The sequence below is a fragment of the Bradyrhizobium sp. USDA 4369 genome (genome assembly GCF_054056435.1).
The window spans coordinates 1,548,906-1,566,348 of sequence record NZ_JBSRYH010000001.1; the positions used below are offsets into that span (position 1 = coordinate 1,548,906).

Consider the following 17,443-nt stretch of genomic DNA (forward strand, 5'->3'; position numbering starts at 1 on the left):
GGTTCAGCGGCCGCGCTTGGATCTGGCAAACGCCCTGTCAGTGGCCATGAAGCGCATCACCATGGCCGCAACCAGTCTTGCCGGATCGGGAGGCGGGTGACCCGTATCTTGCGACAGGAGCTTCGCATAGGCCTGGAGATCACGATGCACCGCCGCCGGCAACTCCACGCTGAACCTGACCGGCTTGTCATCGGGCAGTGCTGAGATCTTCAGTTTCGCCATGTTCGTCATCCCTGATACGGCTCGAGCAGGAGATCCCGATTCACGATCACGCGGACCGGAAACCCGGGCCGCACTGTCAAGGTTGGCTGCACATTCATCGCTCGGCCGACGAGCTGCTGACCTGTCTGGCTCATGGCATTGCCAAATCCCTGACGCAGGGCCTGGATGAGTGCAGCATTGTTGTTATTCGAGTTGCTGCCCGCATTCACCTCGCTCCCTATCGCGAGAAGCGTCGAGAGCAGCGCCGCGCCAACCAGCTGCCTCCAGTGGGTGTCGACCTCGTCTGACAGCCCGGCATAGCCGGCGGCATCGGCGCCCTGCTGCCGCTCGAGCACGATCGACCTGCCATTGGGCATGATCAGCCGGGTCCACACCAGCAGTACCCGGGATTGCCCCGCCGAGACCTCGCTATCATACGTCCCGATCAGCCGCGCGCCTTGCGGCACCAAGAGGAAGCGTCCTGAAGGCGTATCAAAGACGTTCTCGGTCACCTGGGCCGTGAACCGTGAACCGCTTCAGAAACGGTATGGCCTGCGCTTCTGCGCCGGTCTCGCGCGCACGCTGCCGCTCATCCATTGGCACGAAGCGATCGGCATAGACGACCGTGACACCGCGTTCGCCCTTGCGGACATGGCCGCCCAAGGACAATGCCTGCCGGAACGTCAGCCAGCTCTGGCCAGCACACCCGCGCTCGATCACCTCCCCCCAGAGGATCAGAACGTTGATCCCGGAATATGGCCGTCCCGTCGCGGCATTCCGGGGTAAGGCAAGCTCCGCCTTCGCCACTTGCGTCCCCCAGGGCCGCACCCAGGGCACGCGGCCGGCCTCCAGCTCGCCGATGATCTTGGTCGTGATCTCCTCATAGAGGCTCGCCCGGCCTTCACCGGCTCGCCCAGTCCTGCTCCGGTCCTGCATCGTGGATCTCCGCGACGGGCGCGGCGGACCTCTCTCGCCACTTCCAACCCGTCACGGCCCATCCGGCCCGCACTCTTCCTCTCACATCGCAGCCGGTCGCCGTCAGGCCGACGCTCCCTGAAGGCATGGCAGGATCGGATAAGTCCGGTTAAGACTGGAATCCTGACCAGAGAGGCCTCAGGTTGCAATCGCTCGCCGGCTGGCGACAAAAATGCGCGAGGACAGCCGTAACCATGGACCGCACGGACCTGGCCGCGATGGCCGAGGCGCTCGCTGCTTCCGGAGACTACCGTGTTCTCCGGCGACTGGTGCCCCGGACCAGTCGCCGTCTTCCCAGGATGGACGGAGCCGCAAAGCAAGCAATCATTCTTGACGTCGAAACGACAGGTCTCGATCCAAAGAGCGACGAGGTGATCGAGCTCGGGATGGTGAAATTCGACTATCTGTCCGACGGCAGTATCGCAGGAGTCCAGGACGTCTTCACAGCGTTCAACGAACCGTCGATTGCGATCTCTCCCGAGGTCACCGCATTGACCGGGATCACCGCGGAAATGGGTCGTGTCCCCGGGCGTGGTGTAACTCGGTAGAGCAAAGCCGTCCGCCCGCGCGCTTCCCAATTGCGCCGTAGCGGGTGGACGGCTTTGCGGTGGTCACCGGCGATTGCCCGGTAGGGTCGGGTTGCTGACACCAACCTGATTCGAGGAACCACCGATGACCGACGAGATGATGAACCTTCGCGCGCTTGTGGAGAAGGCCCCGGACGCCGATCTTCTGCGCGAGATGATCGGCTTTGCAGCCCAACGCTTGATGGAGATGGAGGTCGCCGGATTGACCGGAGCGTCCTATGGCGAGAAGAGCTCCGAGCGTCTGGCGCAGCGCAACGGCTACCGTGACCGGACCTGGGAGACGCGCGCCGGTGCGGTCGAACTGCGCATCCCCAAGCTGCGCAAGGGAAGCTACTTCCCGGGCTTCCTGGAGCCGCGCCGGATGGCCGAGAAGGCGCTGACGGCCGTCATCCAGGAGGCCTACGTCCAGGGTATCTCGACCCGTTCGGTCGACGACCTCATGCAGGCGATGGGGATGAGCGGCATCTCCAAGAGCCAGGTGAGCCGGCTCTGCGGCGAGATCGATGACAAGGTGAAGGCCTTCCTCACCCGTCCGATCGAGGGCGACTGGCCGTATCTTTGGATCGACGCCACCTACGTGAAGGTGCGCCAGAACGGGCGCATCGTCTCGGTCGCGGTGATTGTCGCGATTGGCGTCAACAGCGACGGCCGGCGCGAGGTGCTGGGCATGGACATCGGCCCGTCCGAGGCCGAAACGTTTTGGACCGCGTTCCTGCGCAAGCTCGCCCGCCGCGGCTTGCGTGGCGTCAAGCTCGTGATCTCTGATGTTCACGAGGGTATCAAGGCCACCGTCGCCAAGGTGCTCAATGCCACCTGGCAGCGGTGTCGCGTTCACTTCATGCGCAACGCTCTCGCCTATGCCGGCAAGAGCGGACGCCGCGTCGTCTCCGCCTTCATCGCTACAGCCTTCGCCCAGGACGACGCCGAGGCAGCCAAGACGCAATGGCGCAAGGTCGCCGATCAGATCCGTCCCAAGGTGCCCAAGCTCGCCAACCTCATGGATGAGGCAGAGCCTGACGTGCTCGCCCATATGAGCTTCCCGGCACAGCACCGCGCCAAGCTGCATTCGACCAATCCAATCGAGAGGGTGAATGGTGAGATCAAGCGCCGCACCGAGGTCGTCGGCATCTTCCCGAACGAGGACGCCATCGTCCGTCTCGTCGGCGCTATCCTGCTCGAGCAGAACGACGAGTGGGCCGTCCAGCGTGCCCGCTACATGACACTGGAAACCATCGTGCCTTTGAGCGATGATCCCATCGTCGGCCTGCCCGCCGTGGCAGGCTGATCAGCTCGGCCCGCACCGGATCGACCCGGTGACCCACCACGCCAGCTACACCACTCCATGGGACACGATCGAAAGCGGCCCGGGCTTGGGCGAGCGAGCCATGCCAGATTGCGAGCGCCGATCCTACTCTTCTGTACGCGATAATTCGATGTCTCGCCGCCAAGTCTTTTGTTCGCTGCCATTGGCACGACAAAGTCGGCACGCTGCGAACCTGGCAGGGATGAATCTTCATCTCGGAAAGGGTCCGGTACGCTCGGCATCGTAAAATTCAAAGCTTCTGAGACCATGGCAGAAACCGACAACAACAAGCGGCGCCGGCTTGTCGAATTCAGGGACGGCTGCCGCTACGGCAAGTTCGGCAAAACGAAAGCGTATGAATTGATCGCACGGGAGCAGATCAGGGCTTACAAGATGGGAGGCAAGACACTCATCGATCTCGACAGCATCGATGAATATCATGCCTCCCTGCCGCCGGTTGAATCACGCGCTGCGGTTTAGGCCGACTTGCGCAGCGGCTCGGCGGCTTTTTCGCGCAGCCCATCGAGCCGATCGGCCCAATGCTGCATCAGGCGCACGCGTTCGCTCCAATAGGCGGCTCGATTGTAGATGCCGCGAATCTTGTTCTTGTCGCCCTTGGCGAGCTGACGCCGCACCACCTCGTCGCGGCGGCGCCTTTTCTTTTCGTCCGTTTCATGGGCGAGCTGAGCTTCCACGACGTCGCCGTCGAAAACGCCTTCCTCGTTGAGCAAGGTTGAGGCGCTGGAACGAAAGCCGTGCGCGCAGTGGTCCCCGCCGGGGCCGGTGTCGTAGCCCATGATCCGCAACGCCTTGTTGATGGTGTTGTCGGACATCGGCACAGCATCGTCATAGGAGAACAGATAACGGCCGCGACCAGTCAAAGGCCGCAGCTCAGCGAGGATCGCAAGGGCCTGGCGAGAGAGCGGCACCTCGTGATCGTCGCGCATCTTCATTTTCTCGGCGGGGATCAGCCAGATGCGGTTCTTCTCATCAAACTCAGTCCACTCGGCCAGCCGCAACTCGCCGGGCCGCACCATGGTCAAAGCAATGAATTTGAGCGCGTAGCGGACCAGTCCGCCGTTCTTGGCGTCGTAGACCTCTATCCGGCGCATCAGCGCGCCGACGGCGTCGGGATCGGTCAGTGCCGGGCGCGGATTGCCCTTTGGTGCCTTGGTCAGGGCCTGCTTCAAGTTGCGGGTCGGATCGCTGTTACAGTAGGAGGCTCCGACGCCGAATTGAAACACCCGCGAAGCTGTCGATCGTAGGCGTCCGACGGTGTAGAACCTGCCGCGCGGCTCGACGCGACGCAGTGCCGTCAGCAGTTCAGGCGGGGCGATCTCACAGAGCGGCCGATCGCCGATCTCACGATTGAGCTGATCGAGGTTCCAGCGCTCGCGCTTGATCGTTGCCTTGGCCTTGTTCTCCTTTTCGAGCTTCGTACGCACCCATTCTTCCCCGACCGCGCGGAACGTGTGCTCGAGCTTTTCGTCTTCCTGCCGTTTGGCCTCACGCACCGCGACCGGGTCCTGGCCCTGGTCGAGCAGCTTCTCGGCGTCGTGGCGCTTGTCACGCGCGGCCTTCAGGCCAATGCCAGGGAACGTGCCGAAAGACATGTTCTTGCGCTTGCCGCCGAAACGGTAGCGATACAGCCAGAGCTTGGTGCCATTGGGCCGAACGACGACGCTGAGGCCTTGCCCGTCGGCAAGCGCGTATTCCTTGGCCGGGGGCGCCGCATTGCGAATTTTGGTGTCGCTCAGTTCATCCATGGAAAGGTCCCTCACCATCGAGCGACCAGCCAGTGTACCCGGCCGTTTCAGTGTACCCACAGTGTACCCGAAAACGCCGGATGCTCCCGAACGGTCGCGAACCGTATCGGGCGACAATATCAGAGGAACCGCTTGATTTTATGGCGTTTATCGTCGCGCTGCGAACCTGCGCGGACAAGAACGGACGGGTTCGGAGAGGATGATGGTGCCCAGGGGCGGAATCGAACCACCGACACTGCGATTTTCAGTCGCATGCTCTACCAACTGAGCTACCTGGGCAGGTCTCGTGAAGGGCAAAAAAGCCCGGCGAGCCGGCGGGTTATAGTGGGAGCGGACGGCGCTGTCTACCGCCCAAACGCGAAGTTTTCACATTCCTTTTGCAGATGCGCAGCGGCGGCGTAAGCGCGCGGCCGCCAGCCGGCAGTCCCGGCGCAAGACCATGAAAATACGGATCTATTCGACGTCATCCTCGTCACCCTCGGTGGCCGGGATGACATAGGAGCCGCTCAACCAGCGATGCAGGTCGACGTCACGGCAGCGCGACGAGCAGAACGGGCGCGACGCTTCCGCGGCGGCCCGGTTGCAGATCGGGCAGCGGCGGATGGGCTTCGCGGTGGCGGTCTTGGAGCGGGTCGATTCGTCGGACATCGGCGGCTATTTAGGCGGTGGCGGCGGCCAATGCATCCCCTTTGGAGCCCTCTTGGGGAGAGGCTAGACGCCGACGGTGTTGAGCCAGCCGAAGCGGACCGGGAACCCCTCGCCGGCGAGCAGCGTCGTGGTCTCATAGAGCGGCAGGCCGACGACGTTGGTGTAGGAGCCGACCATCTTCACCACGAACGAGCCGGCGATGCCCTGCACGGCATAGCCGCCGGCCTTCCCGCGCCATTCGCCGGAGCCGATATAGGCCTGGATGTCGTCCTCGCTGAGCCGCTTGAAGCGGACGCGGGTCTCGACCAGGCGCTGGCGGAACGCCTCCTTCGGCGTCACCAGGGTGATCGCGGTGTAGACGCGGTGGTTGCGGCCCGAGAGCAGCCGCAGGCACTGCGAGGCCTCGTCGACCAGATTGGCCTTCGGCAGGATGCGGCGGCCGACCGCGACCACGGTGTCGGCGGAGATGATGAAGGCGCCGCGCAGCTCGTCATCGAGCTGGACGGATTTCAGCGCCGCATCGGCCTTGGCCCGCGCCAGGCGGTTGGCGCAGGCACGCGGCAGCTCGCCACGCTTCGGCGTCTCGTCGACATCGGCCGGACGCAGCGCATCGGGCTCGATGCCGGCCTGGTTGAGCAGCGCCAGCCGCCGCGGCGAACCGGATGCAAGAACGATTTTGGGACGGCCGAGCATGCTGATTTCGCTGAGGGATTCGGAAGTCGACGGGCGGGCGCGCGGAACCTATCGGAAGGGCTGTCATTCCACAACCCGAAGGGTGCGACAAGGCTGCGACCGCTTGCTCTACGAGGTCAGTTTGAGCGGGAGACGACGTTGGTATTTCGGTTCGATGACACCTGTGCTGGAACCGGGATCCTACAAGCCTGCCGGTCCCGGCTTGGCGAAGCGCTTGCGGATCCTCGCAAACAGGCCGTCGCAGACCTCGCGATAGGCGGCGAGCTTCTGCTCACGGTTGCCGTCGGTGGTGGTCGGGTCGGGCGTCGGCCAATATTCGACGTCGGCGGCGATGGTGCGGGTCAGCTCGAGGGCCTTGTGATGCGCCTCGGGCGAGAGGGTGATGATGAGGTCGAAGTTCAGGCCTTCCCAATCCTCGAGTTCCTCGAAGGTGGTCGGCTTGTGCTGCGAGATGTCCTGGCCGAGCTCGGCCATGACGGACACGGCGAACGGGTCGAGCTCGCCCTTCTTGACGCCGGCGGAGCGGACGTAGACGGCCTGCGGCAACATCTGGCGCAGCAGGCTCTCGGCCATCGGCGAGCGGACGCTGTTCTGGCCGCAGGCGAACAGCACCGCCTGTGGCTGGCGGGCGCGCGGCGGCACCTCGGCCATGGGGCTAGGCGTCCTTGGCCGAACGGCTGGACGCGCGGTGGCCGGCCCGCCGCATCACTGGCCCTCGCCCTTCCAGTGCAGCACCGTGATCAGGGTGAACAGCCGGCGCGAGGTCTCGAAGTCGACCCGCACCTTGCCCTTGAGCCGCTCCTGCAAGGTGCGCGAGCCCTCGTCATGGATGCCGCGGCGGCCCATGTCGATCGCCTCGATCTTGTCGGGCGTCGCGGTGCGGATCGCGTTGTAATAGCTGTCGCAGATCATGAAATAGTCCTTCACGATCCGCCGGAACGGCGACAGCGACAGCAGATGCGTCACCACGGGCGTGCCGTCCTCCTTGCGGATGTCGAACATCAGCCGGTTGGCGGTGATGCCGAGATGCAAGGTGAACGGACCCTGGCCGTCGGCGCCCTCGGGTGCGAACAGGTTCTCCTCGACGAGGTCGTAGATCGCGATCGCCCGCTCATGCTCGATGTCCGGACCGGAGCGGCCGATCGACTCCTCGTCGAGCGTCACCGCCACGATGCGATTGGTCCGGTCGTCGCCTGGCGGGTGCTGGGTCATGGCAGGTTGAGGCGTATTCCCACGGAGCGTGAATGGGCGTCGAGACCCTCGGCCTTGCCCAGAGTCATCGCCGCTGGTCCCAGCGCGCGCAACTGGTCCGGACCGCATTTCAACAGCGACGTGCGCTTCATGAAGTCGAGCACGCCGAGGCCCGAGGAGAACCGCGCCGAGCGCGCGGTCGGCAGCACATGATTGGAGCCGCCGACATAGTCGCCGATCGCCTCCGGCGTGTGCGCGCCGAGGAAAATGGCACCGGCATTGCGGACCCGGGCCGCGAAGGCGTCGGGATCTCTGGTCATGATCTCGAGATGCTCGGCGGCGATGGCGTCCACCAGCGGCACGGCCTGGTCGAGATCGTCGACCTCGATGATGGCGCCGAAATCGGCCCAGGACGCGCCGGCGATCTCGGCACGGGGGAGCGTCTTGAGCTGGCCCTCGACGGCGCGGGCGACGTCGTCGGCCAGGCGGCGGCTGTCGGTGATCAGGATCGACTGCGCGCTGGCATCATGCTCGGCCTGGGCCAGCAGATCGGCGGCGATCCAATCGGCATTGCCGCTGTCGTCGGCGATGACGAGCACCTCGGAGGGGCCGGCGATCATGTCGATGCCGACCTTGCCGAACACCAGCCGCTTGGCGGCGGCGACATAGGCATTGCCGGGGCCGACGATCTTGGCGACCGGCGCGATCGTCGCCGTACCCCAAGCGAGCGCGGCTACGGCCTGAGCGCCACCGACGCGGTAGATCTCGGAGACGCCGCCGAGATGGGCGGCGGCGAGCACCAGCGGATTGAGCCTGCCGTCCGGCGCCGGCACCACCATCACGAGGCGTCCGACCCCGGCGACCTTGGCCGGGATGGCGTTCATCAGCACCGAGGACGGATAGGCCGCGGTGCCGCCGGGGACGTAAAGACCGGCGGATTCGATCGCGCTCCAGCGCCAGCCGAGCTCGACGCCGGCGGCGTCGGTGAAGCGCTGGTCGGTTGGCAGCTGCTTGAGATGAAAGGCTTCGATACGGTCGCGGGCGAATTTCAGCGCGTCCAATGTCGCAGCATCACAGGCCTTCACCGCCGCCTCGATCTCGGCGGGCGTAACGCGCAGCGAGGCAGCGGTCAGCTCCAGCCGGTCGAACTTGCGCGTCGCCTCGAGCAGAGCCGCATCGCCGCGCTGGGCGACGTCGTCGACGATGGCGCGGGCGGCGGCTTCGACATCGGCGGAGGTCTCGCGCTTGGCGGCGAGAAACTGCCGAAACTGAGTGTCGAAATCGGCACTGGCGCGGGACAGGCGAATGGGCATCTCTGGCACTTTCCGAAGGGGTGGCTGCCCCCGACCCCCTGCTCAATGGCGCGGCAGCGCGGGGCCGTCAACCCTCTGAAACCGCCCTATCCGGTCAGCGGCGGGACGTCGTCGATGCCGTCCGACGTGCCGAGGTCATCCTCGCCGAGATCGGTCAGCTCGCATTCCAGGCATTCGACATCGAGTCGCAGCGCGCCGCCATGAGCGAACAGCAGCAGGGCGCTGCCGGCCGGCGGCTCGGCGCCGATATGAAATTCGATGCCGATCAGCTCCAGCACCGTCTCGGGCACAGCAAGGTCGATCCGGCGCGACTTGCAGGCCAGCACGCGGTCGAAGCGCAACGCGGCCAACAGGCGGCGCGGCTCGCTCTGGCCGTGCAGCGCCTGGTCCCAATCGAGCCGGTTCATGCCGATCACCAGCCGCTTCTCGGCCTGGCGCCAGATGATGTCGGCCGGCTGCACCCGCGCATCCTGCACATGCGCGGAGATCACCGCCAGATCGTCGGCATCGAGCGCGATCAGTTTCAGCCGGTCGGTCACGACATCATCCCTTCAACCTCACTCGCGGATGCGCTCGATCGTGGCGCCGCAGGCCTTCAGCTTGTCTTCCAGCCGCTCGAAGCCGCGATCGAGATGGTAGACACGGTTGATCATGGTTTCGCCTTCCGCCGCCAGCCCGGCGATGACCAGCGACACCGAGGCGCGCAGGTCGGTCGCCATCACGGGCGCGCCGCGCAGGGTCGAGATGCCCTCGATTCGCGCGGTCTCGCCATCCAGACTGATACGCGCGCCGAACCGCGCCAGTTCCTGGACGTGCATGAAACGGTTCTCGAAGATGGTCTCGGTAATCTCAGACGCGCCCTGCGCCCGCACCATCAGCGCCATCAGCTGGGCCTGCAGGTCGGTGGGAAAACCGGGAAATGGCGCGGTCGCGACCTGCACCGGGCGGATGCCATGGCCGTTTCTGACGACGCGGATGCCCTCGGCATCGCTCGAAATCTCGGCGCCCGCCTCGGTCAGCACGTCGAGCGCCGATTGCAGGAGCTCCGGCCGGGCGCCGGCGAGATGCACGTCGCCGCCCGTCATCGCGGTGGCGATCGCATAGGTGCCGGCCTCGATGCGATCCGGCAGCACCGTATGCCGCGCGCCGTGCAGAGCGTTCACGCCCTCGATCTCGATCCGGGGCGTGCCGGCGCCAATGATGCGCGCGCCCATCTTGTTGAGGCAGTCGGCGAGATCGGTGATTTCCGGCTCGCAGGCCGCGTTGGTGATGACGGTCGTTCCCTTGGCGAGCGCCGCGGCCATCACCGCGACATGGGTGCCGCCGACAGTGACCTTGGGGAAATCGATCCGACCGCCGCGCAGCCCGCCCGGCGCCTTGGCGACGACATAGCCGGCATCGATGTCGATGCTGGCGCCGAGCTTTTCCAGCGCCATGATCAAGAGATCGACCGGCCGCGTGCCGATGGCGCAGCCGCCAGGCAAGGACACCCGCGCCTCATGCATCCGCGCCAGCAGCGGCGCGATCACCCAGAAGCTGGCGCGCATCCGCGACACCAGTTCGTACGGCGCTGTCGTGTCGATGATATTGGCAGCCGAGATCTGCAGCGTCTGGCCCTGGTACTGGCCGTCGCCCGGACGCTTGCCGACCGCCATGATGTCCACGCCGTGATTGCCGAGAATGCGCTGCAGCTGGGCCACGTCGGCGAGGCGGGGGACGTTGTCGAGGATCAGCGTCTCCGGCGTCAGAAGACCGGCGATCATCAGCGGCAGAGCGGCGTTCTTCGCGCCCGAAATCGGGATGGTGCCGTGAAGCGGGGTGCCGCCGACGATGCGAATGCGATCCATGCTGATCCTGCTGGGCTGATCGGGAAATTTGGCTGAGATGGGCGCAACAGGACCGACATTACGGCGATTTGATGAGTTCGCAACGGCAGGTGGCAGCCTCCGGGAATTCATCCCCCGGACCGTGCTATTCACCGCCGCGAATCACACCGGCGGCACCAGCGGATCGGCGAGAAAACCGTGCAGCGCCGCCACCACCTGGGCGCCCTCGCCGATGGCGCCGCCGACCCGCTTGACCGAGCCGGAGCGGACATCGCCGACCGCATAGACGCCGGGCACCGAGGTCTCCAGCGGCGACACCATCCGCCCCGCATTCTGCTCCGACTGCGCGCCGGTCACGACGAAGCCGGCGCGGTCGAGCGTGACACCGCAATCGCCGAGCCAGCCGGTCGCTGGATCGGCGCCGACAAACAGAAACAGGTTGCGGATCTCGGCCGGAGTTTCCTCCCCGGACAGCCGGCTCTTGAGAGTGATGCGCTCCAGGCCGATGTCCGGACCACCGTCAAGCGCGACCACCTCGGTGTTGAACAGGAGCTCGATATTCGGCGTCGCCTCGATGCGCTCGATCAGATAGCGCGACATCGAGGCGGCGAGCCCGCCGCCGCGGATGATCATGCGCACTTTCTTCACCTGGCCCGACAGAAACACCGCGGCCTGGCCGGCGGAATTGCCGCCGCCCACGAGGGCGACCTCCTGCCCTGCACACAGCCGCGCCTCGATCGGCGAGGCCCAGTACCAGACGCCGCGGCCCTCGAACTCCTTGAGCCGCGCGAGATCCGGACGGCGATAGCGCGCGCCGCTGGCGACCACGACCGCGCGCGCCCGCACCTGGTCGCCGCCCTCAAGCACCAGCACGAAGGCGCCGTTCTTGCGCTCGCAATCGAGCGCCGTCACCGACACCGGGATCATGATCTCGGCGCCGAATTTCTGCGCCTGGTTGAAGGCGCGCGCGGTCAGCGCGAGCCCGGTGATGCCGGTGGGAAAGCCGAAATAGTTCTCGATGCGGGCGCTGGCGCCGGCCTGGCCGCCGAACGCACGCGAATCCAGCACCGCGACCGACAGACCTTCGGAGGCGCCATACACGGCGGTGGCGAGCCCCGCCGGTCCGCAGCCGACGACCGCGACATCGTAAATCTTTTCGCCGCGCGGACCGCCGATCATGCCGATGGCGCGCGCGAGCTCGGTCTCGCTCGGATTGCGCAGCACGCTGCCGTCGGACACGACAACCAGCGGCAGGTCCGCCGGCGTCGGCGAATAGCGCGCGATCAACTCGGCGGCATCGTGATCGACGGCCGGATCGAGCAGATGATTCGGAAAGCCGTTGCGGGTGAGAAAGCTCTGCAGCCGCGCGATCGCCGCGGATTGGGGCGAGCCGATCATGACCGGGCCGCCGGCGCCACCCTGGATCAGATTGACCCGGCGCAGGATCAGCGCCCGCATGATGCGCTCGCCGAGCTCGGCCTCGGCGATCAGGAGCGCCCTCAGCTTGTCGGGCCGAATCAGGATGACCTCGACATCGCCCTCGGCCTGGCCATCGACCAGCGCGACGCGGCCGGAGAGCTGGGCGATCTCGGCCAGAAACTGCCCCGGCCCCTGGTCGATCACGGGCGTGACGTGGCCGAGGCCGTCGCGCTGGGTGATGGCGACATGACCGCTGAGGATCACGAACATGCCGGGACCGGGCTTGCCGGTCTCGAACAGCAGCTCGCCGTCGCGATAATTGCGGACCTCGCCGAAGCCGCGCAGCCGGGCGATCTCCTGCGCCGTCAGTTCCGGAAAGGTCTGCTCGAATCGGGCAAAGCTCTTCGCCAGATCCACCCGCTGCGCCTCGGCCGCCGTCCCGTCATCCGCCTGCATCACGCACCCCTCTTCAAACTTGGCTCAACGCTTCGATTCGTCGGGGCCGCGCGCCGCGGCCTCGTCCAGGCCGGCATCGGGCGCGGCCAGGATCTGGCTCCGTTCGCGGCTCTGCGCTTTGCGCCGCTTCAGATTTTCGCGCAGCGCCTGCTTCAGCCGCTCCTCGCGCGATACTTTCGGCGTTGGCTTGCTGGTCTGATCCGTCATCCCCCTCCTCCGGTGCCTGACGTCCGGCACAATTGATGCCGCGAGCGCGAAAGCCAAGAGGCGATGCGCCACAGACGGTAAGTTCCGCGTCCTCCGGCGTCGCCTGCCCGGATGGGGAGTTGCGGCAGCAACCACGTCCGGCGCGCGGATTCGGCGGCCGAGCCCAAAAATGTGGGCCCGACGGGCCATTTCGATCCGATTCCAGGACCTTGCGCGCGATTTTGACGGAGGCGTCCTGCGTCTTTCCCCGAAAACCGGGCGAGCCGCGCTTGCGCAGGCGGGGACCTTGTGGCAAGAACCGCCCGCGTTCGGGCGCGGCCTTCGGGCCTGATCCCCGCGAGTCCCTTCTGCTGCCGTAGCTCAGTGGTAGAGCACTCCCTTGGTAAGGGAGAGGTCGACAGTTCAATCCTGTCCGGCAGCACCATTGTTGTCCCTGTGATGTCAACAACTTACTGAACATGTTGAGATTTCCGCGCTGCGCCTGATACACACAGGTGTTGCACGATGGTTTTGAGAATGGCCTGCCCGACCAAGCGCCCCGGTTCCGAGAACTGGTACTTCCGAAAGCGCATCCCTCCCGACGTTCAAGCGATCCTTGCCAAGCTGCCCAAGGAGCAGCGGCCTCCCAATTGGTACAAGGACCACATCAGCATCTCCCTCAAGACGGCAGACCGCGCGGCAGCGAAAGCGAAATGCCCCGAGGTCGCTGCCGAGGTCGAGCGCACCATGGCGGCGCTCCGAGCTGGCCCCAAGCCGTTGTCGGTCAAGCAGATCAGCGCCCTCTCCGGTGAGCTGTACCGAGCATTCGCTGACGGCTTGGAAGACGACCCCGTGGTCGGTGCTGATCTTTGGCTGCGAGCCGCGAAGAAGATTGAGAGGGCGCGAAAGGGCGAAGAGGGTATCGTTGCTGCAGTGGGCATTCACAGGTCACATGAGGACCGTCGCCGTGCCTCGTTGGAACAGCTTCTCGGCAAGTTGACCGATACATTCCTTGCGCGACGCGGCATCCATACCGATAGCGATAGCCGCTGGAAACTCATCGAACGGGCTTCTGTCGACCTCCCTGCAGCCGCAAAGAAGCTTTCGCAGAACGCAGATGGCGACTTCACGCCCGATGATTATGCAAAGCGCTTCCCGCGATACGAAGATCCGCAGCCGAAAGCTGCCAGCGGACGATCCCTTACTGCTCTGGTGGAGGCATGGCACAAAGCGGCACCTGATCGGGGCGTTAAGGACCGCGACGCGAAACGCATCAAGCAACGGTTTGAGAAGCTGATAGACTTCCTCGAACATGATGATGCCAGTCGCGTGACCAAACAGGACATCGTTCGCTGGCGCGACCATCGCCTTGCGAACAAGATCAGCATCAAGACAATCAACGACAGCGACATCACGTCTTTCAGCAACGTCTTCAACTGGGGCGTTGAGCGCGGCTGGCTCTCAGCCAATCCAACCGAACGGACGTCCATCAAGGCCAAGCGGAACACCGCGGAGGTTCGGGAGAAGTATTTCCTGCCCGAGGAAGCCGCAAAGATTCTCCAACACGCCGCCGCCATCGTCGGCTCGGAGCGAGAGAGCCCGAAGACCACCGCCGCTAAGCGTTGGGTGCCATGGCTTTGCGCCTATTCGGGGGCCCGGGTTGCGGAGATGATCCAGCTGAGGAAACAGGACGTTCGCAAGGACTCCGCGCTCGGCTGGGTGATCAGGCTGACGCCAGAGGCTGGCAGCATCAAGAACAACAAGTTCTGCGACGTGCCCGTTCATCAGCACTTGATCGACACTGGGTTCGTCGCCTTCGTGGCCAATGCCAAGACAGGGCACCTGTTCTGCGACGCCAGCAAGGACGGCACGATCGATGGTCCAGCGGGAGGCGTTTACAAGCGCATCCTGAGCATGGTGCGCGACGTGGTCAAGGACCCGCACGTCCAACCCAACCACGCTTGGCGCTATACCTTCAAATCCTATGGGTTAGAGGCGGGCATCGAAAGCCTTACGCTGGATGCAATCTCGAACCACTCCCCGAGGACCCAAGGCGAGGCATACACCAAGGTCACTCTCAAGACGCGCTTTGCCGCCATAAGAAAGTTTCCGCGCTACTCCCTCGCCGGAAGCGACGGAGCTCTAAACATCGATCCTGCGGCGGAATGATCAACACGAAGGTGGCGCTGAGGGCGCGAGTTGAGGCGATGCGTCGATTCCCCAGGTACAGAACTGATCAAGAGCAGCAAGACCCCCGCGCCCAATCTCGTTTCGTCGCGCCCCGAGACGATCCGAGGCTTGATGACGCGGCCGAGGGGGTTCATGGGCGCCGCGGGCCAGCATCCCTCAATGCCGTACAGGCAGAGATTAGAAGCCCCCTCAGGAGGTTCGTCGGAGGCCAGCCCCTTTCTGCGAGAACCCACACTAACCGTCTGTACGAGTCTCCTAGGCGCCCTGAGGGGCCTCGGCAAACCCTTCGGCACCCACACCCGAGGCGGCACACATCGAGTGCGTGTGCAGGCGCTAGGCGCAACCCTGACCAATAGGTTGCACTACTGCATACGCATCCGGGGTTACACCCCTATAGTACACTGAAGTGAACCGGTAGGGTGAGGATGGTGGTACTGAGGTGGACCTCGATCGCCATCCCCCACTTAGAGCCCCCCTCCAATAGGGAGACTCTCTATCGGGGGTCTAAAGCGAGATGAGATTAAGTTCGATATCCTGAGTTTTTGAGGTAGTTGGCACACTCTTCTGCGGAGAAGGCGTCGAGGGCACCAGCAATTGCGGCGCAAACCGTGTCGACGGTTCGCGCCGCGGCTTTGCGTAGAAGGTGCTTGAGCTTGGCAAAGACCTGTTCGATTGGGTTCAGGTCGGGCGAGTATTTGGGCAAGAAGAAGATCCTGGCTCCTACCGAGCGGATCAATTGGCGGACGGCTTTGCTTTTGTGGCTGCCGAGGTTGTCCAAGATCACGATATCGCCCGGATGAAGGGTCGGCAAAAGAACGTGCTCTACATAGGTGCGAAAGCTTTCGCCGTTGATCGGCCCTTCAATGAACCATGGTGCATCAATGCGGTCGTGGCGCAGTGCCGCCAGAAAGGTCATTGTTTTCCACCGTCCGTGAGGGACTTTGGCGGTCAGCCTGCTACCACGCGGGCTCCATCCTCGCAACGGCGCCATGTCTGTCCTGGTCCAGGTTTCGTCGATAAAGACAAGGCGCGTGGCGTCGATGCGATCTTGATATTTCCTCCATTGCTCTCGTCGCCGCGCCACGTCAGGACGATCGCGTTCGCCAGCCTCCACGCTTTTTTTTGAAGCTGAGCTTCTCGGCATGAACGAATTCCCAGACCGAACGGTAGTCGACTTTCAACCCGCGTTCGGCGAGCTCGGCCACCAGCCCTCTTAAGGTGAAGTCGCTCGCTCTGATTCGCTGTTGCAGCCACGTGGCATGCTCACCCGAGATCGCCTTGGGCTTATGGCCGCCCATCTGGCCAGGTTCGATGCTGCCTGTCTCCTTCTCAAGCCTGGCCCAATTGATCGCTGTGCTGATCGCGACCCCAAACTGCTTGGCCGCCTTATTGCGAGACATCCCGCCCTTGATCGCGGCGACAACCCGCTTTCGAAGGTCCAGAGAATATGGTGCGCCCATCCGTGCTGGCCTCCTTCCCAGCCAACACGGTGAATCAGAAACACGCTGATTTGGGAATCCCAAATCGATTCAGGCTATTCTCATCCCGCTTTAGAGGACACCGAGGCGGACCTCGATAATCAGCCCCAATAGAAGCCAACCCAAGCAGATGGCGATGCAGCCGTCCTTTGGAGAGGGCTTCGCATCGGTGCCATCATTGGTGCCAGGCCTCCTCCTGTGCCCAGCCACTCCGAAGCGCCCCACCTCGCCTGACAGTCAATCGAAGCCCTTGGCCCGATCCACCCTCCTCACTATGGCCGCGCCCCCTTCGACCGGCGACGATCGCAACGGCATTCCACGATGCCCGGTATTCTGACGAAAATCTTTGAACCGGCACATCGACTACGAAATGAGCCCGACATCCCCCGTGCCCGGCGGCACGCTATCGCTTTTGACCACGTGCAGGGGGGCAACTTGTCAAATGCGCTTGGGCGATCGGAGGCCCATGCGAACCGCCTTCCGGCTGCTGCCGTGCCCAAGATGCTGACGCCCCGATCAGGCGGCGCACGGGCATGGCGCGGCCGGGGGCTGCAGGAGTTCGTGAGAATGCAATTCCATCGGGACGACAACGCATCGGTCGTTTTGCCCGCTGCACCTAGACGCGCTCGGAGAGACCTTCGCTGATACGCCGGCCATCGTCGCCGCCGATCAGATTGACGAGTGATGTTCCAATACGGAGCCGTTCAACGTACGCATCCGGTGAGGACCGCAGGCGGAGTAGCCCGCGTGGATGGACGATTGATCGGAGCGATCAGGCAGCGGCGGGGATGGCGGTGTGCTTCCAGCTCCAGGGCAGCAGGTCTGCGATCCTGCTGGCCGGATGATCGGGCAGCCTGGCGAGGACGTCGGCAAGCCACGCCTGCGGGTCGACGTTGTTGAGCTTGGCGGTCTGGATCAGGGTGTAGATGGCGGCGGCCCGGCGGCCGCCATCGTCGGAGCCGGCAAAGGTCCAGTTCTTGCGGCCGACGGCCACGGCGCGCAACTCGCGTTCGGCCGCGTTGTTGGTCATGCACAGCCGGCCATCGTCGATGAAGCGCGTGAACACCTCCCGGCGCTTAAGGCTGTAGTCGATCGCCTTGGCGGTCTCGCTCTTGTCGGAGAGCTTGGCGCGGCGCTCGGTAAGCATCCGGCGTAGGGTACGCATCCGGTGAAGACCGCAGGCGGAGTAGCCCGCGCGGATGGACGATTGA

16 protein-coding genes, 2 tRNA genes and 3 pseudogenes are annotated in these 17,443 nt (G+C 64.6%); 5 read left to right on the top strand and 16 right to left on the bottom strand.

The genetic code is table 11. From position 1 onward, the window contains the following. Nucleotides 1-3: 3 nt before the first annotated feature. From ACVIJ6_RS07100 to ACVIJ6_RS07110, 3 genes and pseudogenes are all read right to left on the bottom strand, one after another. On the bottom strand, nt 4-222 hold the full coding sequence (locus ACVIJ6_RS07100; protein ID WP_456772106.1) for a DUF2274 domain-containing protein: 219 nt from the start codon (nt 220-222) through the stop codon (nt 4-6). Nucleotides 223-227: 5 nt separating this feature from the next. Beyond that, nucleotides 228-728, bottom strand: a pseudogene (locus ACVIJ6_RS07105) (TrbI/VirB10 family protein); the annotation flags it as partial. Continuing rightward, a pseudogene (locus ACVIJ6_RS07110) lies at nt 724-1,137 on the bottom strand (ArdC-like ssDNA-binding domain-containing protein); the annotation flags it as partial. The pseudogenes ACVIJ6_RS07105 and ACVIJ6_RS07110, both read right to left, overlap by 5 nt. Nucleotides 1,138-1,370: 233 nt before the next feature. Here ACVIJ6_RS07110 and ACVIJ6_RS07115 point away from each other — a divergent pair. The 3 genes from ACVIJ6_RS07115 to ACVIJ6_RS07125 all read left to right on the top strand — a co-directional run bounded on the left by ACVIJ6_RS07115 (nt 1,371) and on the right by ACVIJ6_RS07125 (nt 3,546). Then, a complete protein-coding gene (locus ACVIJ6_RS07115) occupies nt 1,371-1,724 on the top strand; it encodes an exonuclease domain-containing protein (RefSeq protein ID WP_456772107.1) in 354 nt (117 codons plus the stop codon). A 124-nt stretch (nt 1,725-1,848) separates the two neighbouring features. Then, on the top strand, nt 1,849-3,048 hold the full coding sequence (locus tag ACVIJ6_RS07120) for an IS256 family transposase (RefSeq protein ID WP_456772108.1): 1,200 nt from the start codon (nt 1,849-1,851) through the stop codon (nt 3,046-3,048). A 285-nt stretch (nt 3,049-3,333) separates the two neighbouring features. Beyond that, nucleotides 3,334-3,546 (top strand): hypothetical protein, encoded by a 213-nt coding sequence (locus tag ACVIJ6_RS07125; protein WP_456772109.1) that lies wholly within the window; start codon nt 3,334-3,336, stop codon nt 3,544-3,546. Here ACVIJ6_RS07125 and ACVIJ6_RS07130 read toward each other — a convergent pair. The 11 genes from ACVIJ6_RS07130 to ACVIJ6_RS07180 form a co-directional block, all read right to left on the bottom strand. Next, nucleotides 3,543-4,949, bottom strand: a complete 1,407-nt coding sequence (locus ACVIJ6_RS07130) for a tyrosine-type recombinase/integrase (protein ID WP_456772110.1) — start codon at nt 4,947-4,949, stop codon at nt 3,543-3,545. The two genes, ACVIJ6_RS07125 and ACVIJ6_RS07130, sit on opposite strands and share 4 nt — an antisense overlap. An 86-nt stretch (nt 4,950-5,035) precedes the next feature. Then, nucleotides 5,036-5,111: transfer RNA gene (locus ACVIJ6_RS07135), tRNA-Phe, on the bottom strand. A 174-nt stretch (nt 5,112-5,285) separates the two neighbouring features. Next, entirely contained in the window at nt 5,286-5,480 is a 195-nt protein-coding gene (gene yacG, locus ACVIJ6_RS07140; protein WP_456772111.1) for a DNA gyrase inhibitor YacG, read from the bottom strand. 63 nt (nt 5,481-5,543) lie between these two features. Further along, entirely contained in the window at nt 5,544-6,173 is a 630-nt protein-coding gene (locus ACVIJ6_RS07145) for a Maf-like protein (RefSeq protein ID WP_456772112.1), read from the bottom strand. 180 nt (nt 6,174-6,353) lie between these two features. Further along, a complete protein-coding gene (locus tag ACVIJ6_RS07150; protein ID WP_456772113.1) occupies nt 6,354-6,824 on the bottom strand; it encodes an arsenate-mycothiol transferase ArsC in 471 nt (156 codons plus the stop codon). A gap of 54 nt (nt 6,825-6,878) precedes the next feature. Then, entirely contained in the window at nt 6,879-7,385 is a 507-nt protein-coding gene (locus ACVIJ6_RS07155) for a UPF0262 family protein (RefSeq protein WP_008962298.1), read from the bottom strand. After that, entirely contained in the window at nt 7,382-8,677 is a 1,296-nt protein-coding gene (gene hisD, locus ACVIJ6_RS07160) for a histidinol dehydrogenase (RefSeq protein ID WP_456772114.1), read from the bottom strand. Before hisD ends, ACVIJ6_RS07155 begins: the two co-directional genes overlap by 4 nt. Nucleotides 8,678-8,763: 86 nt before the next feature. Further along, nucleotides 8,764-9,216, bottom strand: a complete 453-nt coding sequence (locus ACVIJ6_RS07165) for a DUF2948 family protein (protein ID WP_456772115.1) — start codon at nt 9,214-9,216, stop codon at nt 8,764-8,766. An 18-nt stretch (nt 9,217-9,234) separates the two neighbouring features. Further along, nucleotides 9,235-10,524: a UDP-N-acetylglucosamine 1-carboxyvinyltransferase gene (gene murA, locus ACVIJ6_RS07170; RefSeq protein ID WP_456772116.1), complete on the bottom strand. Its 1,290-nt coding sequence runs from the start codon at nt 10,522-10,524 to the stop codon at nt 9,235-9,237. 141 nt (nt 10,525-10,665) lie between these two features. After that, nucleotides 10,666-12,378, bottom strand: a complete 1,713-nt coding sequence (locus tag ACVIJ6_RS07175) for an FAD-dependent oxidoreductase (RefSeq protein ID WP_456776920.1) — start codon at nt 12,376-12,378, stop codon at nt 10,666-10,668. A gap of 24 nt (nt 12,379-12,402) precedes the next feature. Beyond that, nucleotides 12,403-12,585, bottom strand: a complete 183-nt coding sequence (locus ACVIJ6_RS07180; protein WP_456772117.1) for a hypothetical protein — start codon at nt 12,583-12,585, stop codon at nt 12,403-12,405. 349 nt (nt 12,586-12,934) lie between these two features. Here ACVIJ6_RS07180 and ACVIJ6_RS07185 point away from each other — a divergent pair. Beyond that, a tRNA-Thr gene (locus ACVIJ6_RS07185) sits at nt 12,935-13,009 on the top strand. Nucleotides 13,010-13,101: 92 nt separating this feature from the next. Further along, a complete protein-coding gene (locus tag ACVIJ6_RS07190) occupies nt 13,102-14,733 on the top strand; it encodes a phage integrase (protein WP_456772118.1) in 1,632 nt (543 codons plus the stop codon). Between the two features lie 541 nt (nt 14,734-15,274). On the opposite strand, the gene ACVIJ6_RS07195 is transcribed toward ACVIJ6_RS07190, so the two are convergent. Together ACVIJ6_RS07195 and ACVIJ6_RS07200 are read right to left on the bottom strand one after the other, a co-directional pair. Next, nucleotides 15,275-16,214, bottom strand: a protein-coding gene (locus ACVIJ6_RS07195; RefSeq protein ID WP_456771184.1) for an IS630 family transposase whose coding sequence is annotated in 2 segments (ribosomal slippage) — nt 15,275-15,877 and nt 15,879-16,214 — 939 coding nt in all. Because the reading frame shifts where the segments join, the coding sequence is not laid out codon by codon here. A 790-nt stretch (nt 16,215-17,004) separates the two neighbouring features. Further along, nucleotides 17,005-17,388: pseudogene (locus ACVIJ6_RS07200) on the bottom strand (IS66 family transposase); the annotation flags it as partial. Nucleotides 17,389-17,443: the final 55 nt, after the last annotated feature.